General features: G+C 41.1%; 26 protein-coding genes. 9 read left to right on the top strand and 17 right to left on the bottom strand.

Annotation, left to right across the window (positions count from 1 at the left end; translation table 11 throughout):
• Nucleotides 1-94: 94 nt before the first annotated feature.
• From purF to FTT70_RS02440, 8 genes are all read right to left on the bottom strand, one after another.
• On the bottom strand, nucleotides 95-1,633 hold the full coding sequence (gene purF, locus FTT70_RS02475; RefSeq protein ID WP_004971473.1) for an amidophosphoribosyltransferase: 1,539 nt from the start codon (nucleotides 1,631-1,633) through the stop codon (nucleotides 95-97).
• 25 nt (nucleotides 1,634-1,658) lie between these two features.
• Nucleotides 1,659-2,240 carry a CvpA family protein gene (locus tag FTT70_RS02470; RefSeq protein ID WP_004971476.1) on the bottom strand — a complete coding sequence of 194 codons (582 nt, stop codon included), beginning with the start codon at nucleotides 2,238-2,240 and terminating at the stop codon, nucleotides 1,659-1,661.
• A 3-nt stretch (nucleotides 2,241-2,243) separates the two neighbouring features.
• Nucleotides 2,244-3,245, bottom strand: coding sequence for a quinone-dependent dihydroorotate dehydrogenase (locus tag FTT70_RS02465; RefSeq protein WP_004971477.1), 1,002 nt, complete (start codon nucleotides 3,243-3,245; stop codon nucleotides 2,244-2,246).
• A 111-nt stretch (nucleotides 3,246-3,356) separates the two neighbouring features.
• Complete coding sequence (gspM, locus tag FTT70_RS02460; RefSeq protein ID WP_096902527.1) at nucleotides 3,357-3,836, bottom strand: type II secretion system protein GspM; 480 nt, start codon at nucleotides 3,834-3,836, stop codon at nucleotides 3,357-3,359.
• Nucleotides 3,836-4,975 carry a type II secretion system protein GspL gene (gene gspL, locus FTT70_RS02455; RefSeq protein ID WP_154320851.1) on the bottom strand — a complete coding sequence of 380 codons (1,140 nt, stop codon included), beginning with the start codon at nucleotides 4,973-4,975 and terminating at the stop codon, nucleotides 3,836-3,838. The genes gspM and gspL overlap by 1 nt, the downstream gene beginning before the upstream one ends.
• Nucleotides 4,976-5,021: 46 nt before the next feature.
• Nucleotides 5,022-5,477 (bottom strand): histidine phosphatase family protein, encoded by a 456-nt coding sequence (locus FTT70_RS02450; RefSeq protein WP_180168237.1) that lies wholly within the window; start codon nucleotides 5,475-5,477, stop codon nucleotides 5,022-5,024.
• 154 nt (nucleotides 5,478-5,631) lie between these two features.
• Nucleotides 5,632-6,705, bottom strand: a complete 1,074-nt coding sequence (locus tag FTT70_RS02445) for an NAD(P)H-dependent glycerol-3-phosphate dehydrogenase (RefSeq protein WP_178318507.1) — start codon at nucleotides 6,703-6,705, stop codon at nucleotides 5,632-5,634.
• Nucleotides 6,706-6,732: 27 nt separating this feature from the next.
• A complete protein-coding gene (locus tag FTT70_RS02440; RefSeq protein ID WP_104851808.1) occupies nucleotides 6,733-7,308 on the bottom strand; it encodes a nitroreductase in 576 nt (191 codons plus the stop codon).
• A gap of 380 nt (nucleotides 7,309-7,688) precedes the next feature.
• On the opposite strand from FTT70_RS02440, the gene FTT70_RS02435 reads away from it, so the two are divergent.
• Entirely contained in the window at nucleotides 7,689-8,066 is a 378-nt protein-coding gene (locus FTT70_RS02435) for a hypothetical protein (RefSeq protein ID WP_180168236.1), read from the top strand.
• A 109-nt stretch (nucleotides 8,067-8,175) separates the two neighbouring features.
• Here the strand turns inward: FTT70_RS02435 and rhlB are convergent, their stop codons facing one another.
• Nucleotides 8,176-9,327 carry an ATP-dependent RNA helicase RhlB gene (rhlB, locus tag FTT70_RS02430; RefSeq protein ID WP_004971493.1) on the bottom strand — a complete coding sequence of 384 codons (1,152 nt, stop codon included), beginning with the start codon at nucleotides 9,325-9,327 and terminating at the stop codon, nucleotides 8,176-8,178.
• A 110-nt stretch (nucleotides 9,328-9,437) separates the two neighbouring features.
• Nucleotides 9,438-9,650, bottom strand: a complete 213-nt coding sequence (locus FTT70_RS02425) for a cold-shock protein (RefSeq protein WP_004648643.1) — start codon at nucleotides 9,648-9,650, stop codon at nucleotides 9,438-9,440.
• A 477-nt stretch (nucleotides 9,651-10,127) separates the two neighbouring features.
• Here FTT70_RS02425 and FTT70_RS02420 point away from each other — a divergent pair, with 477 nt between their 5' ends.
• The 5 genes from FTT70_RS02420 to FTT70_RS02400 all read left to right on the top strand — a co-directional run bounded on the left by FTT70_RS02420 (nucleotide 10,128) and on the right by FTT70_RS02400 (nucleotide 12,990).
• Nucleotides 10,128-10,385 (top strand): sulfurtransferase TusA family protein, encoded by a 258-nt coding sequence (locus tag FTT70_RS02420; RefSeq protein ID WP_180168235.1) that lies wholly within the window; start codon nucleotides 10,128-10,130, stop codon nucleotides 10,383-10,385.
• Between the two features lie 162 nt (nucleotides 10,386-10,547).
• Nucleotides 10,548-11,417, top strand: coding sequence for an RNA polymerase sigma factor RpoH (gene rpoH, locus FTT70_RS02415; RefSeq protein WP_004971496.1), 870 nt, complete (start codon nucleotides 10,548-10,550; stop codon nucleotides 11,415-11,417).
• A gap of 171 nt (nucleotides 11,418-11,588) precedes the next feature.
• Nucleotides 11,589-11,954 carry a DUF423 domain-containing protein gene (locus tag FTT70_RS02410; RefSeq protein WP_178318505.1) on the top strand — a complete coding sequence of 122 codons (366 nt, stop codon included), beginning with the start codon at nucleotides 11,589-11,591 and terminating at the stop codon, nucleotides 11,952-11,954.
• A 42-nt stretch (nucleotides 11,955-11,996) separates the two neighbouring features.
• Nucleotides 11,997-12,194 carry a sulfur carrier protein ThiS gene (gene thiS, locus FTT70_RS02405; protein ID WP_104851805.1) on the top strand — a complete coding sequence of 66 codons (198 nt, stop codon included), beginning with the start codon at nucleotides 11,997-11,999 and terminating at the stop codon, nucleotides 12,192-12,194.
• Between the two features lie 13 nt (nucleotides 12,195-12,207).
• Nucleotides 12,208-12,990: a thiazole synthase gene (locus FTT70_RS02400; RefSeq protein WP_004971502.1), complete on the top strand. Its 783-nt coding sequence runs from the start codon at nucleotides 12,208-12,210 to the stop codon at nucleotides 12,988-12,990.
• A gap of 99 nt (nucleotides 12,991-13,089) precedes the next feature.
• Here FTT70_RS02400 and FTT70_RS02395 read toward each other — a convergent pair whose 3' ends face one another.
• Entirely contained in the window at nucleotides 13,090-13,701 is a 612-nt protein-coding gene (locus tag FTT70_RS02395; protein WP_096902535.1) for a glutathione binding-like protein, read from the bottom strand.
• A gap of 218 nt (nucleotides 13,702-13,919) precedes the next feature.
• Here FTT70_RS02395 and FTT70_RS02390 point away from each other — a divergent pair, with 218 nt between their 5' ends.
• Nucleotides 13,920-15,371 carry a SulP family inorganic anion transporter gene (locus FTT70_RS02390; protein WP_096902541.1) on the top strand — a complete coding sequence of 484 codons (1,452 nt, stop codon included), beginning with the start codon at nucleotides 13,920-13,922 and terminating at the stop codon, nucleotides 15,369-15,371.
• Between the two features lie 185 nt (nucleotides 15,372-15,556).
• Nucleotides 15,557-16,273 (top strand): tRNA (guanosine(46)-N7)-methyltransferase TrmB, encoded by a 717-nt coding sequence (gene trmB, locus FTT70_RS02385; protein WP_167845932.1) that lies wholly within the window; start codon nucleotides 15,557-15,559, stop codon nucleotides 16,271-16,273.
• Nucleotides 16,274-16,343: 70 nt separating this feature from the next.
• Here trmB and FTT70_RS02380 read toward each other — a convergent pair whose 3' ends face one another.
• From FTT70_RS02380 to FTT70_RS02355, 6 genes are all read right to left on the bottom strand, one after another.
• Nucleotides 16,344-17,120, bottom strand: coding sequence for a Rossmann-like and DUF2520 domain-containing protein (locus tag FTT70_RS02380; protein WP_180168234.1), 777 nt, complete (start codon nucleotides 17,118-17,120; stop codon nucleotides 16,344-16,346).
• 104 nt (nucleotides 17,121-17,224) lie between these two features.
• Nucleotides 17,225-18,022 carry a thioesterase family protein gene (locus tag FTT70_RS02375; RefSeq protein WP_104851802.1) on the bottom strand — a complete coding sequence of 266 codons (798 nt, stop codon included), beginning with the start codon at nucleotides 18,020-18,022 and terminating at the stop codon, nucleotides 17,225-17,227.
• A gap of 82 nt (nucleotides 18,023-18,104) precedes the next feature.
• On the bottom strand, nucleotides 18,105-18,791 hold the full coding sequence (locus tag FTT70_RS02370) for a class I SAM-dependent methyltransferase (protein ID WP_004971520.1): 687 nt from the start codon (nucleotides 18,789-18,791) through the stop codon (nucleotides 18,105-18,107).
• Between the two features lie 60 nt (nucleotides 18,792-18,851).
• Nucleotides 18,852-19,844: a biotin synthase BioB gene (bioB, locus tag FTT70_RS02365; protein WP_004971522.1), complete on the bottom strand. Its 993-nt coding sequence runs from the start codon at nucleotides 19,842-19,844 to the stop codon at nucleotides 18,852-18,854.
• 191 nt (nucleotides 19,845-20,035) lie between these two features.
• Nucleotides 20,036-21,724 (bottom strand): AMP-binding protein, encoded by a 1,689-nt coding sequence (locus FTT70_RS02360; protein ID WP_180072273.1) that lies wholly within the window; start codon nucleotides 21,722-21,724, stop codon nucleotides 20,036-20,038.
• 83 nt (nucleotides 21,725-21,807) lie between these two features.
• On the bottom strand, nucleotides 21,808-22,434 hold the full coding sequence (locus tag FTT70_RS02355; protein ID WP_004971526.1) for a TetR/AcrR family transcriptional regulator: 627 nt from the start codon (nucleotides 22,432-22,434) through the stop codon (nucleotides 21,808-21,810).
• 148 nt (nucleotides 22,435-22,582) lie between these two features.
• Here FTT70_RS02355 and FTT70_RS02350 point away from each other — a divergent pair, with 148 nt between their 5' ends.
• On the top strand, nucleotides 22,583-23,755 hold the full coding sequence (locus FTT70_RS02350) for an isovaleryl-CoA dehydrogenase (protein WP_004971528.1): 1,173 nt from the start codon (nucleotides 22,583-22,585) through the stop codon (nucleotides 23,753-23,755).
• Nucleotides 23,756-23,758 lie beyond the last annotated feature (3 nt).

Below are 23,758 nucleotides of genomic sequence, written 5' to 3'. Positions count from 1 at the left end.
TAAACATCCTGAATTACATTGTATTTGAGCCACCATCATAAATGAAAAAAGCGGGAATTTCCCGCTTTTCTCACTGAGCTGATCAGAAAAAAAATTAACTCTCTTTTACACCAGTTAAGTCTACTGACGCGGCATCAATATTGACATCAATATAACCATCTTTGCCTTTTTTAGCCAAGTCGTTGCGCTTTTGCTCAAGATCATTCAGATAAGCTTCGTCAATTCCGCCAGCTACATACACGCCATCAAATACTGAACAATCGAATTCAGTTAAATGCGGTACTTTATGGGTACGAACGGCTTGTTTTAAATCTTCTAAATCTTGGAAAATTAAACGGTCTGCACCAATAATTTCACGAATTTCTTCGACATTACGGTTAGACGCGATTAATTCATCTTTGGCTGGCATATCAATACCATACACGTTTGGATATTTCACCATTGGCGCTGCAGAAGCAAAGAATACTTTTTTCGCCCCAGCATCACGTGCCATTTGAATAATTTCGTTACAGGTCGTACCACGGACAATCGAGTCATCCACCAACAGTACATTTTTGCCTTTAAACTCAAGCTCTACAGGGTTCAGTTTTTGGCGCACTGATTTTTTACGCAATTGCTGACCTGGCATAATAAAGGTACGTCCGATATAGCGGTTTTTCATAAAACCTTCACGGAATTTAACCCCTAAAGTATTTGCCAATTCTAAAGCTGATGTACGTGATGTATCTGGAATTGGAATAACGACATCAATATCGTGTTGCTCGCCCCACTCTTGGGTAATTTTATGCGCCAGTTTTTCACCCATTTTCAAACGCGCTTTATACACTGAAATACCATCAATGGTCGCATCTGGACGAGCAAAATATACATACTCAAAAATACATGGGCGATATTCAGGTTTAGCGGCACATTGCTGGGTAAATAATTCACCTGCGTCATTAATAAAGATCGCTTCACCCGGCGCAATATCACGTTCAACTTTAAAGCCAAGTGCAGTAATTGCCACAGATTCTGATGCAATAATATATTCCATGCCCTGTTCAGTTTCACGTGAACCGTAAATCAATGGACGGATACCATTTGGATCACGGAAGCCAACCAAGCCTTGACCTGTAATCATTGCGACAACGCCATAAGCACCCTTGCAGCGCTCATGCACACGGCTGATCACATGAAAAATATCTTCAGGCGTTGGATTTAATTTGCCACGTTTTTGCAACTCATGTGCAAATACGTTCAATAACACTTCCGAGTCAGAATCGGTGTTCATGTGACGTAAATCTGTTTTAAACAGATCTTCGTGAATTTCTTCGGCATTGGTCAAATTGCCATTGTGTGCCAAAGTAATCCCGTACGGCGAGTTCACATAAAATGGCTGCGCTTCAGCACTGCTTGATGAACCTGCAGTTGGATAACGCACATGCCCAATACCATAATTACCTTGCAACGCACGCATGTGACGCGTATGGAATACATCACGCACCATACCGTTATCTTTACGCAAGAACAAACGCCCATTGTGGCAAGTTACGATCCCAGCTGCATCCTGTCCACGATGTTGTAACATCGTTAATGCATCAAACAACATTTGGTTAACAGGTGATTTACCAGCTATACCAACAACTCCACACATAGCAACCTCGCAGACCAGCTAGGGATTAATAAAAAGGATTATTCGTTGAGCCATCTGCGCCAGAGCGATTTTCTTTTGCGTCAGATGCGATGTCGGAAGATGGCGCGGCATCTTTCGACTTGATGTGCTGTAAAGCCTCATTGGCAGCGTCTTTGGACAGTTCTGTTGCCCACGGTGCATACGGCAATAAAGTTTGCACAAATTTAGACTGTTTCCAATAAGGCGAGCTTTCGACCCAAGGACCAATGCCTTGAATGGTAATAAGAACAATGAGTAAGCCTTTCAAGGTACCAAATGCACCGCCTGCCAAACGATTTAATGGGCCAAGTTTCAAGCTCTTTAAAACACCATTTAAAACAGCGGTTACAATCCAGGTCAGTACCACAATCACCAAGACAATAAATGCAAAGGCTGCAATTTTTTGTACCACAGGATCGCTACTGAGTGCTGTCATCGAAGGTGCTAGGACAACTGCATATTTTGCCGCAACAATTAGGGCAAAAATCCATCCTACCAAGTTCGCAAAGGCTTTAATAAATCCTTGTCGCAAACCGTTCAACCCTCCAATAAGCAAGAGAATCAGAATAACGATATCAATGGTATTCATAAGTTATAAGGCGTTCACACAATCTTGAACCAACTCAGGACCTGCATAGATTAAACCACTATACACCTGAACCAAGCTTGCACCTGCATTTTTTTTGGCAACCGCTTGTTCGCCCGACAAAATGCCACCGACACCAATTAAAGGAATTTCACCTTTCAGTGCTGCTGAAAATGCTGCCAAACATGCAGTACTTTTTTCAAACACAGGCGCGCCCGATAAACCACCAGCTTCATCGCCATGCGGCAAGTTTTCTACGCCTTCACGCGACAAAGTGGTATTGGTCACAATCAGGCCATCAATTTTGAATTGCAATAATTGCTTGGCAATAAACTGAATATCTTCAGGGTCTAAATCTGGAGCAACTTTTAAGACCAACGGCACATAATGTTGATGTTCTTCTGCCAACTCCAACTGACGCTGTTTGAGGGTTTGCAATAATTCAGTCAGCGCATCACCACTTTGCAAACTGCGCAAATTTTTGGTATTGGGTGATGAAATATTTACAGTAATATAAGAGGCATAGTTATAGACTTTTTCTAGACAAATCAGATAATCATCTACCGCATTTTCAACAGGCGTATCGGCATTTTTACCAATATTAATCCCTAAAATACCTTTAAATTTTGCCGCTTTGACGTTTTCAATCAGCTGATCGACCCCATCATTATTAAAACCCATACGGTTAATAATGGCTTTGGCCTGTGGAATACGGAATAAACGTGGATGCGGATTGCCCGCTTGAGGACGTGGCGTAATGGTGCCAATTTCAATAAACCCAAAGCCTAAACCAGCCAAGGCATCAATATATGCACCATTTTTGTCTAGACCTGCTGCCAAACCTACTGGATTAGGGAATTCAATTCCCATACAAGTCACAGGTTTCGCTACAGTCTTTTGACGCATCAAGCCCATTTTATGGCTCGATTTCAATAGTGATAGTGTCAGCTCATGTGCACGCTCTGGTGCTAAAGAAAATAACAACGGGCGGGCTAGAGAATACAACATATCTGCAAAAGTCTACTGCTTTCTAAGTCGCCATATTATAGGCTTAGCCCAGTCAAAACGCTATGCTTGACATGGGTTTATTTTCCGAGTTTCGGACTTTATTTTTAACCTTTACTGGACTGTCGCTGTTAATTTAATCTGCCCTGCTTCAGAAATTAATTCCATTTTTTCGATACTTAAACCCATTTGCGCCAATTGGGTTAAAAAATTTGCCAACACAGCATAATTGGCATGACTCGCCACCAGTAGCATCTTGTCACCACTTTGCTGCGAAGCAACCGATAAACCCTGTTGCTGAGCCACACGCTGAATTTTATCGGCTGCACTGAGTTGTGCATCATTGGCAGGTTTCATGGTGACTGCATGACTTTGCATCACCACCACCAAATCTTTAAGGTCATTTACCCGTTTTTGCTGTTTTTCGGCTGCGGCATGCATATACCACAACGCAGAACCCACAGCAGCAACGATCACAAAGATTGTGGTAAATACCACCAAAACACGTTCACGTGTATTTAAACGATCTAGATAATCTTGTATCAGTTCAATACGTTGATCGAACCAAGTTGACATTTTTTCCATGGCTTTCATTATTGTATTTTCACCAATCCTACTGCACCTGACGCGCTCGGCTGAATATTACCCAGCTCGACCTTAAAACCCTGCTGATTCAATTGCTGAGTGAGCGCTTGTAAGGTCGCTGCCGAGTTGGCATTCAATTCCATGTTCAACATATTGGCATCAAAACTCACACGATTGGCCACAATTTGATTTTGCATCAACACAGGGCCAACACGACTGAGCAATTGCAGCGCTTGAGTATCTGCATTTTTACTCATGCGTACCTGACTTTCAAACTGGCTTTGAATATTTTGTTCGGTAATACGACTATTTGCACCAAACCAATATTGATATTGTTCTATGGCTTGAACCGCTGTTTGATCTGCTACTTTTTTAAGTTTGCTCCAACGCAGTGCATCATAGCTAAACTGTACAATTAAAATCCCAAGAAATACTGCTGCACAGGCTTTCCAATAACCTGAAACACCCGTGTCTTGCTTGGATTTTGGCAGCATATTGAATGGATGCTGTTTGGCTTTCACTAATGCAGGTACTACATAATGAAAGCTTTCTAATTGTTCTTGTGTTGCAAATGCTTCAATACTTTGCATTTGTTCTGCACTAAAGTTGGTGATTTTATAGTTTCGTTCTGCAGTTTGATAATCTAGATAAAGTGCCAGATCATCAACTGAATAACCTAAAAATTCACTTTCACGTACCAACAAGCGTCCGCAAATATTTCCAATCACCGTTTGCCCTGGTTCAGGTTGCGGCAAAATTAAAAAATCAGGTAACAATGCACTGATTTTAACTGGCAACAAACTTAATACATGCAAATAGGTTTCAATACTATGCTTGGCAACTCCCAGCACGGTTATTTGCTCAGGTGGCTGAAAATGATGAACCACCTGCATCGCATCAATTGGCAATACGGTATATTCTTCTAATAAATACTTCACGCCATCGGTACCCAATTGTTTATATTGAGCTTTAGGCAAAGTTTGTTGCATGATTTGCACATCACGGCTTGGGAAAAACACCACAGCATCTTTTCCTTGAAAAGCCTGCAATGCCTGAATCAAGGCATCAAGACTATCTGCCTCTGTCCAGTATTCCTCATTTGACCATTGCCAAACCCCATTGGCTTCTGGCATCCATAAATACAGCATTATTATCGTTCTACCGTTGAATTATATTTAACTTTATACATTTATTTTATGCGTTTGGAATAAAACTTTTGATTTGGGTTGAAAGCCCCGCAGCAATTACTGCCTGCTCATAAATCCGTGCTTCTGCCAAATGATAGGGATGGAATGATTCTGAAGTCAAAATCTCTGCCATGTGCGCCACTACATTCATGTGACACACCACTGCAATTGACTCATACGGCAATTGTGACAACCATTCCACAGCAACTTTTGCATCATCTTCAGGTTTAATGGTATTGCAGACCACCACAGGCACATCTTTAAAATATTGCTGCAAATGTGCCAAAGTTTCTTGTGCACGCAGTAAAGGACTGACTACAAACACATCGGGCTGAACGATATTTTTTAAATAATCTGCCGTTTCTTGTGCTTGTATATGACCACGCTCAGTCAATGGACGCTGATGATCATTGCCCATAATCGCAGGAGCGGCTTCACCATGACGAACAAGAGTCAGTTGCATAGAATTTCCTTATAGGATGATACACATTAAGTTGTGTCAATTTAACTCAAATTATGCGCTCAGTATAACCTGAGAATATGACAATTCAGTTCACCAAACTGTCATATTCCACGCAAGTTTTTACCTACTGTGGCGCAGTTTTATGGATGTAAAACTAAACTTGATGATGCGGCAAGACAAATTCCACATCACTGCGATGTCCATTTTTCATTAAAGACAGTGCAATATTCATAGGCGGCGCACCTTCAAAAATCACTTCATAAAGCGCACAAGTGATTGGCATATACACATCTAATTCATTCGAGCGCGCCCGCACTTGCACGATGGTATTAATCCCTTCGGCTGTTTGCCCCAATTCTTCTGTGGCTTGTTCCAAAGTTTTGCCTTTGCCCAATGCATAACCCACTTGATAGTTACGACTCAATGGACTGCTACACGTTGCAAATAAGTCACCGACACCAGACAACCCTAAGAAGGTCAATGGATTTGCACCAAGCTTAACCGCAAAACGACTCATTTCTGCCAAAGCGCGGGTTAAAATCATACTCTTAGTATTTTCACCCACGTTATAAGCGGCTGCCATGCCCATTGCCACAGCATAAATATTTTTTAGCGCACCGCCTAATTCCACACCATTCACATCATCGCTGGCAAAAACACGGAATAATGCACTGTGTAAAGCTTGCTGCACTGCATAACGCACCAATTCAGAATGACTGGCAATGACCGTACCTGCAGGCTGCCCCGCCACAATTTCTTTAGCAAGGTTTGGGCCAGACAATACACCATACGGCACTTCTGGCAATTCTTCACGGATAATATCGCTCATAAAACTAAAGGTTTTGGCTTCAATACCCTTGGTTAAAGACACCACTGCTTGTGCGCTAATAAAAGGTTTAATTTGGCGCAACACATCACGGAAAGAATGACTTGGAATAGCCACTAAAATAATGTCACGGTCACGAACTGCAGTTTCCAAATCTGAAACGGCTCTTAAACCCTGCTCCAACTGAAAATCTGGCAAATAACGTCGATTAATATGCGTTTCATTAATTTCTTTGGCAGTCGCTTCATCACGAATCCAAATCATCGTGTCGCAGCCATTACGTACTGCTGTATTGGCCATTGCTGTGCCAAAACTGCCACCACCCAATACTGTAATACGTAACGCAGTTTTTCGATCTACTGCAACAGGTTCAACCAAATCGGTAAAATTTAATTCTGACATTATTGTTATATCCTAAAAAATAAAGACTTATGCGTTCCAATAACGAACATAAGCTTGCGTATTCAACTCAGTGCGGGCAGGAATGGCTTTGGCTGCTGTTCCCACATAAATAATGCCTGAAATTAAATCATCTGCATTTAAGTTTAAAGCTTGTTTCAGCAAGTTTGACTCAACGACTGCACCACTGCGCCACATACTGGCAAAACCCTGCGCCTGCAAAGACAATAAAAAGTTCTGTACCGCAGCACCTGTACTTAAAGTCTGCTCAAAACATGGCACTTTTGGATGATCCTGAAATTGTGTTAACGCCAATACTAAAAGTGGCGCACGAAATGGATGCTGTTTCACTCGCTCCAACTGAACCGCATCGGTTTCGCCCATGTCTGCCAAGGCTTGAGAAAGTAACTCACCAAATGCTGCACGTTGCTCGGCAGTAATCACCACAAAGCGCGTAGGTTTTAAACGATGATGATCTGGTGCGGTTAAAGCTGCCTGAAAAGCCATTTCTAGCTGCTCAGTATTTGGTGCAGGTTCAACTAACTGCCCCGTAGACTGACGTTGATGAATATTTTGATGAACGATTTCTACCGCTGTATCCGTCATTGACTTATATAACTATTTCAAAAAGCTCGGTTAAGATTAGCATAAACTCAAAAAATTGCGCTATTTCCGTATGCTTATTTGCAAGATTCTGATTAGGGTCTATATGTCTGCACTTTTAAGATGAACCTGCTCAGCACATCTAAACAATGATGCTTTGACGCATTCATCTATAGTTTAAGAGCATGAAAATACATTATGGATTGGGTTTGATGTGTATAAATGAATGACGAATTATCAACACAGCCTATACAGTGTCTACATCTAAAACCATCCAAATTATGTTCAACTAGATCAAATTGTTATTTTCAATCTCTACACATTTGAATTGAAATATCATCAACAAACAATACGCGCTACAGCGTTTTAGCCCCGAGGTAGATATGAAAAAAATAGTCGCCTTTTCTAGCCTTGCCGTTTTTGCACTTTTAACCGCATGTGCCACCACGCCAAATAATTCTCTTGCCATTCAAAAAGAAAACAACCTATATGAAGTCACAGGTTTAGGTAAAAGTAATATTATTGCCAAAAATAATGCAATTATAGCTGCCAATAAAACCTGTGGTACTCGTGCCGCTCCAGTCTTGGTTGATGAAAAAACATCTTATAACGGCGCACTCAAAGGTGTAGTCGATGAGCAAACGGGACAAATGATTCAGGCGGCAGCAACTGTTTTAGGTACAATTGCGGGACGTAATACTGATATTGCCCGTGATGATGATTATCAAACTGTGCTGACCTTTAGATGTCAGGCAAAGTAAATTATTACAGCACGACATAAGAAGCAAATACAAAAAAGTCGCTCCACTGAGAGCGACTTTTAAACTAAGAACAGCAGGATTTAAACTAAAAAATAGCTTAAATGAGTAATTAGCAATAACCATCTAAACGTGTTAATGGCAATTTTTGACCAATGGCTTTTTCAATTTCTGGTAAATAGAACGCATCATCTTCCGACAAGAAGCTAATACTCACACCACGTGTACCTGCACGACCTGTACGACCAATACGGTGCACATAATCATCTGACTGTTCAGGCAAAGTGAAATTCACCACATGCGAAACACCATCGACATGAATACCACGCCCTGCAACGTCTGTTGCAATCATGATGTTATGTTTGCCATTTTTAAACTGATCCAGCATTTTTAAGCGTTTGTCTTGGGCAATTTCACCTGACAACATCACCACTTTATAGCCATCACGCTTTAAATGATCATAAAGCTTACGCACCTGATCACGCCGATTGGCAAAAATCATGACTTTTTCAATCGGCTCATCACGTAAAATTTCTTCAAGCAATTTGTATTTATCGGTTTTGGCAACCATATATACCCGTTGCTCAACATCGGCATTGGTTTTCTTTTCAGGTTCAATTTCGACTGTAACAGGTTCAAATAACCACTGTTGAGCCAAGTTCAACACATCATAACTAAAAGTTGCCGAGAACATTAACGTCTGACGCTGTTCCTTACGCGGTGAATAACGCACAATACGTTTTACCGATGGAATAAAGCCCATATCCAGCAAGCGGTCTGCTTCATCAATCACTAAAAACTCAATCTGATCTAGCCAAACTTCTTTTTGTTCTACAAAATCAATCAAGCGCCCTGGTGTCGCAACAATAATATCGACAAAGTTTTTATTGAGTTGTGACTTTTGCTTATCAAAATCTACACCACCCAACAAAGTCACCACATTTAAGTCGGTAAATTTGGTTAAGTCTTTTGCATCACTTTCGATTTGCAAAGCCAATTCACGCGTAGGCGCTAAAACCAATGCACGTGGTTCACCACGATAACGCTGTCCTTGAATTGGGTTATTCAATAAATCGTTGATCACACTAATTAAAAAGGCAGCAGTTTTTCCTGTACCTGTTTGCGCACGACCAATGGCATCATGTCCAGCCAAAGTAAATTTTAAAACCTTTTGCTGAATTGGCGTCATTTCCTTGAAACCCAAAGCATCAATAGCCTGTTTCAATTGCGGATGTAAATTTAAGGTTTCAAAACCAGATGACATAAATATGTGCTCGAACTTATACAGACAAAAAACTGACCTATTATAAACAGAAATACAAATAAAAAACGCCCCAATCAGGATTGGAGCGTTTTTTTAGAATAATCGAGTGATTAGTCTAATGGCTGTACTTCTTCAGCTTGGAAGCCTTTTTGGCCTTTTACTACGCTGAATTCAACACGTTGGCCGTCACGAAGTGAACGGTGGCCGTCACCTTGGATCGCACGGAAGTGAACGAATACATCGTCGCCGCCATTGCGTTGGATAAAGCCAAAGCCTTTAGTGTCGTTGAACCATTTAACTACGCCTTGTTCACGAGCTGTCATAAGTTAATCCTCATTGATTAAAAAGAAGGACCACCCGGTGTTGCAAACAGCAGAGCAAACAAAGTTTAAAAATATTTTTATTTCTAAGCTTGTAATCATTCTGTATAACTATTAACAAAATCCCGGTTACATCCATTTGTAATAGGGCGACAAACAACGATTGTCTATCTAAAATCCTAAATACGCATCGAGCTTAACACGGGTTTATGACAATTAATAGATTTTTTTTGATTTATCTTGTTCAGTTTGAAACGATTTGAACAAATGGAAAATTTTTATTTCTGTTAAGTGACTTAGCACAATTTTGATCTATAAATTTTATTGCAAATATCTCACAAAATAAGCCAATTCTCTTGCCCTTATGCGCAGTAAGCCGCGCAATGAATAGCCCCGATGCTTCAGATGAAATTTATTTGGGATTTGTGAACGAATTTGCTAATATGATCATTCTGTTTTTTAAGGCGAAATTTTACTTCAATGCTGTGTGATGCTGAACAACCTATCATAGTGATTGATGCTATGGGACAACCTTGTCCTATGCCTTTATTGATGCTGAAACGTGCCCTTAAACATTCAGATTCTACACGGTTTTTATTGAAGTCATCTGATCCGCACAGCCAGCAAGATGTGGCGCGTTATTGTCAGTTACATCAATACGGCTGTGAAGCAAGCCAGATTTCGGCAACAGAGTTTCATTATGTGATTGATGTTGCCAAGCCAAAATCATCGCAATAAGTGCATCTATTTGATTGTTCATTTGTTTTAATGACTTAATATTCGCCGCTTATTGCTATAAAGATTTACATATCTACACCAATTTTACTTATTTAAGTAGAATATTGGCATTAAGATAAAGACATCGGTTATTTTACCTACCCAATCCTATAAGGAGATCTCATGAGTGACAGCAGCAATCAGTTGATGCCCCTGTCATTATCTGCACCAGGGGTAAACCTCGGGGCTTATATTAGTACTGTTAACCAAATTCCTATTTTAACGGCTGAACAAGAAAAAGAGTTAGCCGAGCGTTATTATTACGATCAAGATTTAGACGCGGCCAAAATGTTGGTCATGTCGCATTTACGTTTTGTGGTGCATATTGCACGAAGTTATGCGGGCTATGGTTTACCGCAGGGCGATTTAATTCAGGAAGGCAACTTGGGCTTAATGAAAGCCGTGAAACGCTTTGACCCGAATATGGGCGTGCGTTTGGTGTCATTTGCCGTGCATTGGATTAAAGCTGAAATTCACGAATATGTTATTCGTAACTGGCGTATTGTTAAAATTGCCACCACCAAAGCACAGCGTAAATTGTTCTTTAATTTGCGTAGTCTCAAAAAATCTAGCAAAAAACTGACGCTTGAAGAAGCACAATCTATTGCCAATGACTTAAATGTAACTGCAGAACAAGTCTTGGAAATGGAAGGTCGTTTAACCGCTTATGACGCAGCTTTTGAAGCACAGGGCGATGATGACGATGAAGGTTCAACTTATGTTGCACCTGCATTGTATTTGGAAGATAACCGTTACGACCCTGCACGTTTAGTCGAAAACGAAGACTACGAAGAACAAAGCACTTCTGCTCTGCATGAAGCTATGGAGCAGTTGGATGATCGTTCACGTAATATTTTGCAGCGTCGCTGGTTAGATGATGATAAATCGACCCTGCATGAATTGGCAGCAGAATATAATGTTTCAGCAGAACGTATTCGTCAGCTCGAAAAAAATGCCATGGAAAAAATTAAAGTGGCAATGTCATCAAACTAAACTGACACTCTCAAGATGAATACAAACACATCGAAAAATAAAATTGGGCAAACTGCCCTTTTTTATTGTCTTGGATTTGTACAACCCACATACGGGCAGGCAATTCTCAGATTTTCCCAAGCTTAAAAATGTGCTAAGGTTAAGCGCAAAATTAAATAGGTCAATTTGCGTATGTGGATTGCAATTTCTGCCTTGAATTTAGCGGTTGCGGTATTACTTGGTGCATTTGGTGCACATGGTTTAAAAGCCCGTGCAACTGAGGTTCAATTGGATTGGTGGCAAACTGCAACAGATTATTTTTTCTATCATGCTCTTGGACTTTTGGCATTAGGCATCTTAGCTAAAGTGATTCCACAACTTCCCATTAAAGCCAGTTTTATTCTAATCCAACTGGGTATTTTATTTTTCTGCGGTTCACTTTATATCATGGCATTGGACATTGTACGCGGCTTGGGCATGATTACCCCAATTGGTGGTGTGCTCATGATTGCGGGCTGGCTGACCTTAGCATGGCAAGCCATGAAATATGCTAAATAAAGCTCAATTGTATTTTGTAATTTTGAAGATGGATTCACGGTCATGCAAATTTATCTGAATGGCGAAACACAACAGACCTCTCACACGACCCTGTTACAACTGATTCAGGCATTAGATTTAGAAGGCAAACGTTTTGCTGTGGAGCAAAACGAAAAAATTATTGCCAAAAGCAAACTTGCCGAAACCCCTATTTGCGATCAAGACCGCATTGAAATTATTCATGCCGTTGGTGGCGGCTAAACTCGGAGCACCCATGCAAGATACCTTTAAAATCGGTTCACGTACCTTTAATTCACGTTTATTGGTGGGTACGGGCAAATACAAAGATTTAACCGAAACAGATTTGGCGATTCAAGCCAGTGGCGCAGAAATTGTTACGGTTGCCATTCGTCGTGTAAACATTGGGCAACATCCAGATCAGCCAAACTTACTTTCCGTAATTCCACCAGAAAAATACACCATTTTGCCAAATACAGCAGGCTGTTTTGATGCCAACAGTGCCGTGCGCACCTGCATGTTGGCGCGTGAATTGCTAGATGGTCACAACCTCGTCAAACTAGAAGTTTTGGGCGATGAAAAAACCCTCTACCCAAATATCACCGAAACTTTAAAAGCTGCGCGCACGCTAATTGACGATGGTTTTGAGATCATGGTCTACACTTCCGATGACCCGATTGTGGCGCAAGAATTGGAAAGTATGGGCTGCGTGGCAATTATGCCATTAGGTAGTTTAATTGGTTCAGGCTTAGGTATTCTTAACCCGCATACCATTTCAATTATTAAAGAAAATGCCAAAGTGCCTGTATTAGTAGATGCAGGTGTAGGTACCGCCAGTGATGCTGCGATTGCAATGGAATTGGGTTGCGATGGTGTGCTGATGAATACTGCCATTGCAGCAGCACAAAACCCAGTGCTAATGGCATCTGCGATGCGTAAAGCAGTAGAAGCAGGACGTGAAGCTTATTTGGCAGGACGTATGCCACGTAAGCGTATGGCGAATGCCAGCTCACCTGAAACGGGTTATTTCTTTAAATAATCATTAGAGTCTGTTCCAAGTCCGACAACTCAAATAAAAAGACGTTAAGTGTTAACTCAACGTCTTTTTTATTATCTGATTCTGGCAAGTAAAAGCCGATTAAGGAATCAAGCCTTCATCACGCATAGCAATTTGTACCGACTGACGCGCAGCAACTTTATTACGGATTTCAACCACATGGCTATACGGAGTTAAATCATGCTCAATATAGTTTGACCAATTAGTGATAACAAACAAATACGCATCGGCTGGACCAAAGTTATCATCCACCAAATATTCATGGTCTGATGATGCAATCGCTTGATCAATATAAGTCAACAAGCGATCAATTTCTGCATAGGCTTTTTCTTTGGCTTCTGCATCTAAAGGCGCGCCAAAAAATACTGCGTAAGCGTCATGTAATTCAGAGTTTAAATAACCCAACCATTCCAAAACTTTAGCACGACCTAAACCAGATGGCGGAATTAAATCCTGTTTAGGGTCTTGCTGCGCTAAAAATGGCAATAGCGCTACGTTTTCCGTCAAAATTAAACCTGGGTTAATTTCTAAAGCAGGTACATAACCTTTAGGGTTAATTTCATAATAATCGGCACCCTTTTCTGTTTTATGGGTTTTTAAATCTACACGCTCAATATCAAAATCGACATTCACTTCATTTAAAATAATATGTGCTGCCAAAGAGCATGCGCCAGGTGAATAATAAAGCTTCATATTTGATCCTTGTTATATAACTATCTCTGTTGTAAATCGCTTGTCACAAACTTGCAAGTGATTGAACCTATAAATTGCAAAAAAGCGAAAATGTCTTAAAAAGCCCTTACGCTTTGACTATCCTGCAAAAGACAGGCTTTTTCAAGTCTGTTTTGCCTGCTTTTTTATCTCTAGATGTTTTAACATACAGCCCTTTAAAGTTTCATGAAATTGAGATTGTGATTAGCCTGAAAAAAGAAGAATGGTTTTCCAATATCCGCACCGATGTTTTGGCAGGTTTAGTGGTAGGTTTGGCATTAATTCCTGAATCAATTGCCTTTTCGGCTATAGCAGGCGTCGATCCGCAAGTCGGCTTATATGCATCGTTCTGTATTGCGGTCACGATTGCTTTTTTTGGTGGGCGTACTGCCATGATTTCTGCCGCGACAGGCGCTATGGCATTACTGATGATTACCCTCGTCAAAGAACATGGTTTGCAATATTTATTGGCTGCAACAGTACTCACAGGGCTGATTCAGGTTATAGCAGGCTATTTTAAAGTTGCCAAACTGATGCGTTTTGTTTCGCAATCGGTAGTTTATGGCTTTGTAAATGCCTTGGCGATTTTAATTTTTGTGGCGCAACTGCCTGAATTATCGAAAATGGATGGCTTAGGCTATTTATTTGTAGGATTAGGTTTAGCGGTAGTCTATCTGTTTCCATACATTCCTAAAATTGGTAAAAGCATTCCCTCGCCTTTGGTCTGCATTATTGTGCTGAGTGTGGTTGCTTTATTACTTGGTGCAGATATGCGTACCGTAAGCGATTTGGGACAATTTCCCGACACGCTGCCTATTTTTCTAGTGCCTGACATTCCACTGAATTTTGAAACTTTATTTATTATTTTTCCTTATGCCATGACCTTAGCCACAGTCGGTTTACTCGAAACCATGATGACCACTACGATTGTCAATGAAGCCACAGGCACAGAAGCAGATCGGCATCAGGAATGTCGTGGTCAGGGTTATGCCAATATTGTGAGTGGCTTTATGGGCGGTATGGCAGGCTGTGCCATGATTGGGCAATCTATTATCAACGTCAGTTCTGGGGCGCGTACACGGCTATCTACACTTACAGCAGGCGTATTTTTGCTGTGCTTGGTGGTTTTTCTCAAAGATTGGTTGGCATATATTCCTATAGCAGCCTTGGTTGCGATTATGATTATGGTGTCATTCACGACTTTTAACTGGGATTCCATCCGTAATTTTAAAAAGCATCCGAAACAAAGCAATATAGTCATGTTAGCTGTGGTGATTGTGGTGTTAGCTACCCATAACCTTGCTTTGGGTGTTTTTGTTGGCGTACTGCTTTCTGCTTTATTTTTGGTGAATAAACTGGAAAGTGAAGTTAAAGTCAGCTCATTTTTATTAGGCGAACATACCCGCCAATATGTGATTTCAGGGCAAATTTTCTTTAGCAGTTCAGAAAAGTTTTATCAGTTTTTTGATTTTTCAGAAGATATTAGCAATGTCACCATCGACTTAACGCATGCGCATATTTGGGATATTACCTCTGTAAATATGCTGAATAGCGTAGTGAACAAATTTAAAGCGCAACAGATTAAAGTGCATATTATTGGATTGAATGAAGCCAGTCATACCTTAATTGATCAATACAGTGCCCATTCGTAATTACTGTATTAAAATACCGTTGATGATGTTAAATGCTGAATCTTGATGATTCTGCATTTTTTATACTCAAAAGATGCAGATTTATCGCAATCTTGCGCGATGCTACGAAAAACAGCGAAAAAATTTGACTTCAATGGCTCAGGACTTAAAATACCGCATTCGAATTCATTAGATTTGCCAAAATTATGTCGAACGATCAATTAGACCAGCACGTTGTCGAGCTGGACAACCTCAACGAGCATCGTGAAATTGTAACGTTCATGCGCCGTTCTTCACCATTGAATACGTCACAACGTAGCGCCTTGGAACAATACGGCGACTTAATTTTGGAATATCCTGTTGGCGATTTACGTCAGCATTTTGAACACCCTGGACGCCCGCTTACAGTAGAAATTGGTTTCGGGATGGGTCGTTCTTTGGTACTTATGGCGCAAGCTAACCCTGAACGTAACTTTGTCGGGATTGAAGTCCATATTCCAGGGATTGCACAGTGCGTTTATGAAGCAGGTACAGCAGGTTTAAGCAACTTACGTGTCTTAGATGCCGATGCAATTCAAGTGCTACGTGAAATGCCAGACAATAGCATTGATACGGTACAGTTATATTTCCCAGACCCATGGCAGAAAAAACGTCACTTCAAACGCCGTTTTGTTGCTCATGAACGCATGGAGTTGGTAGAGCAAAAATTAGTGTTAGGCGGTACGTTCCATGCAGCAACCGACTGGGAACCATATGCAGAATGGATGCTAGATGTATTAGACAACCGTCCACGTTTAGAAAACTTGGCGGGCAAAGGCAATAGCTACCCTCGTCCTGAATGGCGTCCACAAACTAAGTTTGAACGTCGCGGAATTGAAGCAGGTCATAAGATTAATGATTTTATCTTCAAGAAAATTAACTAATTTCTGCTAGAAAAGAATGCTTCCACTGGGAAGCATTTTTTATGTGAACTCGTTTTATCTCATCAAATGGCTAAGATTGATGCCGCTTTAAAATCTGTTGGCTCATCATCGCATAAACTTTGGCAAGTTCATGTTGCTGCCCTACTGCCAATAAGTCCTGATGCATTTTTAAAATATTGTGATCGCCCCGCATGGCAGGCCCTGTTTGCATTTGACGCGGATCATTCTGGGTCGCTTTATGCGCAGTTTCCAAAATAAGAGGATACAGCAGACTGAAATCTACTTGCTGAGCATCGACCACTTGCTTGGCCATGTCATAACAATAATTACTAAAATTACAGGCAAATACCGCAGCCAAATGCAAACTCAAACGCTGTGCTGAAGTATAGGCATAAACCCTTTTGCTTAGGCTATTTGCCAAAGTCATTAAAAGCTGCTGATCTTCAGCAAATGCAGCTTCTATAAATAAAGGCGTTTCTGACCAATCAATTTCACACTCTAAACTAAAGGTTTGCAAGGGATAAAATACCCCTGAACGTACATGATGCTGTTGCAATACATCTAATTTAGTACTGCCTGAGGTATGCACAATCAACACATGATTTAAGTCACGATGAACTTCCTGAATCACCTGTGCAATGCCCTGATCACTCACTGCAATAATCACTAAATCTAGATCTGAATGAAGTTTTTCTACTTCAGCAATCGCTTCTGCGCCAACCTGCGCAGCCAAATGCTGCGCCTTGTCCAGACTACGGCTATAAATTTGCACAATTTGATGCTGTGCGTTTAAAACATGAGCCAAATGATGTGCAACGCGCCCTGCACCAATCAAACTAATTCGCATAATATTTTCAGATAAAATAAGATGAAATAATCTGCACACAGCATGCCAATAAAAAAAGGACGAAGCAATTCGTCCTGATGTTTTTTGTTTGATATCGAATAGATTTAGAATTGACGCAAAGTTAAAATCTGCTCACTACGTCCAAATGGCCCTTGAGTATCATGCAAAACTGCACTCGTTAAGCCAATACCATCTTCACCATATTGTTGTGTTACTTCCAAGCCTAGCCATTCGCCTTGCGGTAAACGGTGTAAATGCATTTGCAAATCTAAATTTGGAAAACCCCAACCCGCATTCGGGTCTAAACGTGGCACTACGCCATTGGCGGTATCCACCATCCCCAATAAACGCACAAAACTAGATGTGCTTTGATTTTCAACCATATCCAATTGGTTTCTTAACCAAACGATGCCCTTACCTGCACGACGATCTAAATGCGCACGGGTTTCAATGCTTTGAATATAGCCGCCCGGCCAACAACGCATGCCATCCCAATCGGGCAAATATTCAGGGTTTTCTATCGGTAAATCTTCCAATCCTGCAATTGCGCGTGTATCTGAGGTTTTCATTTTCCATGCACGCGCCACAATACAGGTTTTTCCTTCAGCACACATTTCCGCTTCAATCAGCTCAATGGTTTTACCCGGTCGAATCATACGGGTGGTGATACTAAATTCACCAAAGGCAATTAAGCCAAAAATATCTAAACCAACCCGACCAATTCGCATATCATCACGCGGCATAAATTGCTCAAGTTCTGCACACAAAATACCCGTTGCAGGTGCCATGTGTTGTTCATGCGGATTCCACGCGCCTTGTGCATGAATGTTGCAACGATAGTGCGCAGTACAGCCACCATCGGCATGTTGTTCACGTTTGAGTAAAGTGTAATATGCTGACATTTTTTCTCTTTCCCTGATCTAACTTTTCTTGTGCGGATACTTTTACTACAAAGATTACTGACTAAATAATGTTATTTATCAACTATTTCTCTGCAAAAAAACCATAATAATTCATAAGTTGACAATATGTTTTACACTGACGAAAACCCACTTGAGTAAGCAATGCTGCCTGCGCATCTGCCATAATTAAATGAAAATCATCGGCCAGTCGTGCAAGCATTTTTTCCGCTTGAGTCGTAGTTAAACCACAATCCAAAGCCAAATTCTGCATCCAGCGCAGTTCTATATTTTCAGTCTGCTGCATCAGATCATAGCTTAATAAAATCGCTGTAGGTTTTAATGTTTGGTAAATATCTTGAAAAAATAATGTTTTTTCTGCGACTGGCACAAAATGCGCCACCAAAATCGCCAATGCCGCATCAAACTGCAAATTTTCAACCTGCGCTTGTTGGGCAAATTGGTGGGTATCTGCCTGTATAAAACGTACTCGCTCATGCCCTGCCACAGACTGAATGTTTTTTTCTGCCTGCTGTAACATGCTTAAAGATGGGTCGATGGCCGTAAATTGCCACTGTGGATGTTGCTGCAGTAAATACTGCAACTCATAGCCTGTGCCACACCCCACCACTAAAACTTGTGCTGTTTCGGGCAAATGACTACTTAAAATTGCATTGATGTGTTGATGTACCAATTCATATCCGGGAATGAGTTTCCGAATATGACTGTCATAGCCTGCAACCACAGTTGCACTGTGAAAATCTTTTGCCATATCACATGATTCTTCTTTAATTTACTGACATTAAATATCTGAGTCTTTTTCAAGATCTGCTTAAGCCACAGCCATTGCATCTACCGACAATTCCGAAACGGTTGGCTTGGCACGTTCAGGCACTAAGCCTAATTTTTGGAACAATTGTTTGTCTTTGCCTTCGCCTGCGTTTGGTGTGGTCAAAAGCTTTTCACCTGAGAATAACGAGTTCGCACCTGCCATAAATGCCAACGCCTGATCTGAATCAGATAACGATTCACGCCCTGCAGATAAACGAATATAGCTGTTTGGCATGATAATACGTGCAACTGCAATGGTACGAATCCACTCAATCACATCCAGTTTTTCTACTTCAGCCAATGGTGTACCTTCAATCGGAACTAACATATTGATCGGCACAGATTCAGGATGTAACGGTAAAGTCGCTAATTCATGTAATAAACCAATACGGTCTTGGGTATCTTCACCTAAACCGACAATACCGCCACTACATACTTTCATACCTGTTTGACGCACAATATCCAAAGTGTTTAAGCGATCATCAAAACAGCGGGTACTAATCACATTAGGATAATACTCACGCGATGTGTCTAGGTTATGGTTGTAATAATCTAAGCCTGCATCTTTTAAGCGTTCTGCCTGCGATTGGTTTAACATCCCTAAAGTCATGCAAGTTTCTAAGCCCAGAGCTTTGACTTCACGCACCATTTCCAGAACATAGGGCATATCGCGTTCATGCGGATTACGCCAAGCAGCGCCCATACAAAAACGTGAAGAACCTGATGCTAAAGCTTCTTTGGCTTCCTGAATGACTTTATCCACTGCAATACGTTTTTCAGCTTCAAGCTGTGAATCATAATGCGCAGACTGCGAGCAATATTTACAGTCTTCAGGGCATTTGCCTGTTTTAATAGACAATAAGGTACTGACTTGTACGGTATTGGCAGCAAAATGTTGGCGATGCACACGCTGTGCTTCAAAGACTAAATCCAGAAAAGGCTGTTCATATAACTGCTGAATTTCTTCTCGAGTCCAATCATTGCGTACGGTCATTATTTTCATCCTTGATTATCACGCATCATGCTTAAACTTGTGCCATCTTTTATTAAGCCGAGCATGCGATATATTTTTAGTGTGATTATTCCTGTATAGAGTATCCCTTTATCTCTGCGTGAGAAATAAAGGGTGTGTGCTGACAAAATTAAAAGGTCGATCTTGCAGCAGTAAATAGCTGAAATAATGCCTTAAGCAATTTCCTTTAAATTTAATTCTTCACGCATAAATTCACGTAATTTAAATTTCTGTGCCTTGCCTGAAGCGGTCATTGGAAATTCACTAAAGAAGCGCACATAACGTGGGACTTTATTGTGTGAAATGTGTTCTGCACAGTATTGGCGAATTGCCTCTTCGGTACATTCATGGTGTTCATGCAAAATAATACAGGCACATAGTTCTTCACCATAACGATGATCTGGCACGCCAATTACTTGCACATCGCAGACCGCATCGTGAGTATATAAGAAATCTTCAATTTCTTTCGGGAACAGGTTTTCACCGCCACGAATCACCACATCTTTAATGCGACCTTTGATTTTTACAAAGCCTTCATCATCCATTTCTGCAATGTCGCCTGTGTGCATCCAACGTGCAACATCAATGACTTCTTGGGTTTTGTCATGTTCATCCCAGTAACCCAGCATGACTGAATAACCACGCACACACAATTCTCCTAACTGTCCGCGCGGCACGACTTTGCCTTCTTCATCGACAATTTTTACTTCCAGATGTGGATGTACACGCCCCACCGTACTGACTCGACGTTCCACCGAATCTTCAGTCGAACTTTGTGCGCTCACAGGCGCTGTTTCGGTCATGCCATAACAAATGGTGATTTGCGCCATGTGCATACGGTCGATGACGCGTTGCATAATTTCTTGCGGACACGGACTGCCTGCCATGATGCCTGTACGCAAGCTAGATAAATCAAATTCATCAAACTGTTCATGCTCTAAAATGGCAATAAACATGGTCGGTACGCCGTAAGCAGCTGTACATTTTTCTTGCTGAATGGCTTTTAAGGTATCGAGCGGGTTAAACACTGCCGATGGATAGACCATGGTTGAACCATGTGTGATACAAGCTAAATTACCCATCACCATACCAAAGCAGTGAAACAGCGGCACGGAAATACAAACACGGTCTTGTGGACTTAAATGAATTGCTTCTCCTACAAAGTAACCATTATTTAAAATGTTGTTGTGGGTCAGCATAGTGCCTTTCGGATTGCCCGTCGTGCCTGAGGTAAATTGAATATTAATGGTTTCATCGAACTGCAACTCACTAGCAATGTGTTGCAGTTTTTTCAGCATGTGTGTGGTTGGAGCTGTCAATAAATCCTGAAAACGATGCATTCCTGTATGTGCTTGATCATCAATTTTAATCACATGCTTTAAATGCGGTAAACGCTTGGCGTTGAGGACTTTATTGTCTGCCTGACACAGCTCTGGGGCAATTTTCGTTAAGATGTCCTGATAGTTGGTACTTTTAAACTGCGATGCAATTACCAAACCTTTACAGGAAACTTTGTTGAGCACAAATTCCAGTTCATTGCTTTTATAGGCTGGGTTTAAATTCACCAAAATCACCCCTGCCTTAAAGGCTGCGAATTGAGTGATCGCCCATTCCACACAATTCGGAGACCAAATGGCAAGGCGGTCACCTTTTTTAAAACCGAGTTTTAATAAACTACAGGCAAAGGCATTGACCTGTTGCTGCAGTTGCTTATAGGTCAGACGCACATTTTGATGCACGCTTACCAAAGCATCCTGATCTGCATATTGCTGGCAAGCCTGATCAAACTTTTCACCAATGGTCATGCCTAACAAAGGCTGATTACTGGTGCCATAGGCATAACTTAACCGTACTTGTGTCATTGAATCGATCTCCTTGATTCTTTGTAATTCTGTTTTCCATTATGACGACGATTACTTTTTGCCTGTTTTGTGCGTTGTTTTTACTACCCTCCCTGCTGTTTTCGCACTGCATTTACACAAAAGTCGGCAATTTGTTTGACAAAGTAATCTTTATAATTTTGATCAAACATCACATTGCGAGACGGGTTTAAAGGTTCAATCACTACAAAAGTCATGGAGCCAACCACACCTAAAGCAGCAGTGTTCAAATCTTCAAAATCAAACTCACCATTGACTTTTCCTTCAGCCAAAATTTCCTTGATGCTCTGTTTGATCAGTTGTTTACTGCGAAAACGCTCATGTTCCATTTCTGGGTCTACAGGCTCGAACATTAACGAATACGCCAATTGAGGGCTGTTCATCGCACGCTTCACAAAAGTGGTGACAGATTTTTGCAATTTTTGTTTTGCACTTAAATCTGACTTCGCAATGTGGTCCAAAATTTCGACCTCACGACGAATCGCATCCGATAAAACTTCAATCAAAATCTGACTTTTATTTTCAAAGTAGCGATACACCAAACCTGTAGATACGCCTGCGCGTTCTGCAATGGCTTGGATAGACGCTTCTTTAAAGCCCCCATGAGCAATAAGTTCACGAGCAGAATCTAAAATCGCCATGCGATTTTGTTCCATACGTTCCTGCATCAATGATGATCTTTTATAACTCATATCTTATTCTCAACCAGATAAAATGAATTGTAAATCATTTTGTGAATTTTAGTTCACTTTTTTAAATTTTCGATGTATGTTAGAACCTAAGCACAACAACAATGCTTGTTTTAGGAACAACAAATATAACCACAGGATGAATGAACACATGATTTTACAAAGCTTAGACTTCGGCTTAGATGAAACCTTAATCGCCCTGCGCGATTCAATCGCTGCTTTTTGTGCAAAGGAAATTGCACCCATTGCTCAACAGGTTGATCGTGATAACGAATTCCCTGCCCAGCTTTGGAAAAAATTTGGCGATATGGGCTTACTTGGCTTAACCGTGAGTGAAGAATACGGCGGCACTAACTTAGGCTATTTAGCTCACATCATTGCCATGCAAGAAATTTCTCGTGCATCAGCATCCATTGGTTTGTCTTACGGTGCTCATTCTAACCTATGTGTGAACCAAATTAAGCGAAATGGGACAGAAGAACAGAAGCAACGCTATTTACCAAAACTGATTTCAGGCGATTACGTCGGCGCTTTGGCAATGTCTGAACCAAATGCAGGCTCAGACGTGGTTAGCATGAAACTGAAAGCTGAAGATAAAGGTGATCATTACTTGCTCAACGGCTCAAAAATGTGGATTACCAATGGCGGTGATGCCGATGTTTTGGTGGTGTATGCCAAAACTGACTTACAGGCAGGCGCCAAAGGTATGACTGCTTTCTTAATTGAAAAAACCATGTCAGGTTTTAGCCACGGCAGCCATTTAGACAAACTCGGGATGCGCGGCTCAAATACCTATCCATTGTTCTTTGACAATGTTGAAGTACCAAAAGAAAACGTCTTGGGCGGTGTGGGCAATGGTACAAAAGTACTAATGAGTGGACTGGACTATGAACGTGCAGTTTTAAGTGCAGGGCCGCTAGGCATTATGGATGCCTGCATGGATACCGTGATTCCTTATATTCATGAGCGTAAACAGTTTGGTCAGGCATTGGGTGAATTCCAGCTTATGCAAGGCAAAATTGCCGATATGTATTCGACTTGGTTGGCATGTAAAGCACTGGTCTATGCCGTTGGCGCAGAATGTGACAAAGCTGAACACAGCCGTAGTTTACGTAAAGATGCAGCCAGTGCCATTTTATACGCTGCCGAAAAAGCCACATGGATGGCAGGTGAAACCATTCAAACCTTGGGCGGTAATGGCTATATCAATGAGTTCTCTGCAGGACGTTTATGGCGTGATGCCAAACTCTATGAAATTGGTGCGGGTACTTCAGAAATTCGCCGTATGTTGATTGGCCGTGAATTGTTTAACGAAACTGCCTAAAAA

The sequence above is a fragment of the Acinetobacter sp. YH01003 genome (assembly GCF_013420525.1).
Classification (GTDB): Bacteria; Pseudomonadota; Gammaproteobacteria; order Pseudomonadales; family Moraxellaceae; genus Acinetobacter; species Acinetobacter towneri.
Note: the sequence above shows the minus strand (reverse complement) of the source record. Positions and strands in the feature narration are given on the sequence as shown.

Bases quoted from the DNA above. Each gene is read 5' to 3' on its own strand.
- purF (WP_004971473.1), bottom strand. From the start codon at position 1,633: ATGTGTGGAGTTGTTGGTATAGCTGGTAAATCACCTGTTAACCAAATG.
- FTT70_RS02470 (WP_004971476.1), bottom strand. From the start codon at position 2,240: ATGAATACCATTGATATCGTTATTCTGATTCTCTTGCTTATTGGAGGG.
- FTT70_RS02465 (WP_004971477.1), bottom strand. From the start codon at position 3,245: ATGTTGTATTCTCTAGCCCGCCCGTTGTTATTTTCTTTAGCACCAGAG.
- gspM (WP_096902527.1), bottom strand. From the start codon at position 3,836: ATGAAAGCCATGGAAAAAATGTCAACTTGGTTCGATCAACGTATTGAA.
- gspL (WP_154320851.1), bottom strand. From the start codon at position 4,975: ATGCTGTATTTATGGATGCCAGAAGCCAATGGGGTTTGGCAATGGTCA.
- FTT70_RS02450 (WP_180168237.1), bottom strand. From the start codon at position 5,477: ATGCAACTGACTCTTGTTCGTCATGGTGAAGCCGCTCCTGCGATTATG.
- FTT70_RS02445 (WP_178318507.1), bottom strand. From the start codon at position 6,705: ATGTCAGAATTAAATTTTACCGATTTGGTTGAACCTGTTGCAGTAGAT.
- FTT70_RS02440 (WP_104851808.1), bottom strand. From the start codon at position 7,308: ATGACGGATACAGCGGTAGAAATCGTTCATCAAAATATTCATCAACGT.
- FTT70_RS02435 (WP_180168236.1), top strand. From the start codon at position 7,689: ATGAAAAAAATAGTCGCCTTTTCTAGCCTTGCCGTTTTTGCACTTTTA.
- rhlB (WP_004971493.1), bottom strand. From the start codon at position 9,327: ATGTCATCTGGTTTTGAAACCTTAAATTTACATCCGCAATTGAAACAG.
- FTT70_RS02425 (WP_004648643.1), bottom strand. From the start codon at position 9,650: ATGACAGCTCGTGAACAAGGCGTAGTTAAATGGTTCAACGACACTAAA.
- FTT70_RS02420 (WP_180168235.1), top strand. From the start codon at position 10,128: ATGCTGTGTGATGCTGAACAACCTATCATAGTGATTGATGCTATGGGA.
- rpoH (WP_004971496.1), top strand. From the start codon at position 10,548: ATGAGTGACAGCAGCAATCAGTTGATGCCCCTGTCATTATCTGCACCA.
- FTT70_RS02410 (WP_178318505.1), top strand. From the start codon at position 11,589: ATGTGGATTGCAATTTCTGCCTTGAATTTAGCGGTTGCGGTATTACTT.
- thiS (WP_104851805.1), top strand. From the start codon at position 11,997: ATGCAAATTTATCTGAATGGCGAAACACAACAGACCTCTCACACGACC.
- FTT70_RS02400 (WP_004971502.1), top strand. From the start codon at position 12,208: ATGCAAGATACCTTTAAAATCGGTTCACGTACCTTTAATTCACGTTTA.
- FTT70_RS02395 (WP_096902535.1), bottom strand. From the start codon at position 13,701: ATGAAGCTTTATTATTCACCTGGCGCATGCTCTTTGGCAGCACATATT.
- trmB (WP_167845932.1), top strand. From the start codon at position 15,557: ATGTCGAACGATCAATTAGACCAGCACGTTGTCGAGCTGGACAACCTC.
- FTT70_RS02380 (WP_180168234.1), bottom strand. From the start codon at position 17,120: ATGCGAATTAGTTTGATTGGTGCAGGGCGCGTTGCACATCATTTGGCT.
- FTT70_RS02375 (WP_104851802.1), bottom strand. From the start codon at position 18,022: ATGTCAGCATATTACACTTTACTCAAACGTGAACAACATGCCGATGGT.
- FTT70_RS02370 (WP_004971520.1), bottom strand. From the start codon at position 18,791: ATGGCAAAAGATTTTCACAGTGCAACTGTGGTTGCAGGCTATGACAGT.
- bioB (WP_004971522.1), bottom strand. From the start codon at position 19,844: ATGACCGTACGCAATGATTGGACTCGAGAAGAAATTCAGCAGTTATAT.
- FTT70_RS02360 (WP_180072273.1), bottom strand. From the start codon at position 21,724: ATGACACAAGTACGGTTAAGTTATGCCTATGGCACCAGTAATCAGCCT.
- FTT70_RS02355 (WP_004971526.1), bottom strand. From the start codon at position 22,434: ATGAGTTATAAAAGATCATCATTGATGCAGGAACGTATGGAACAAAAT.
- FTT70_RS02350 (WP_004971528.1), top strand. From the start codon at position 22,583: ATGATTTTACAAAGCTTAGACTTCGGCTTAGATGAAACCTTAATCGCC.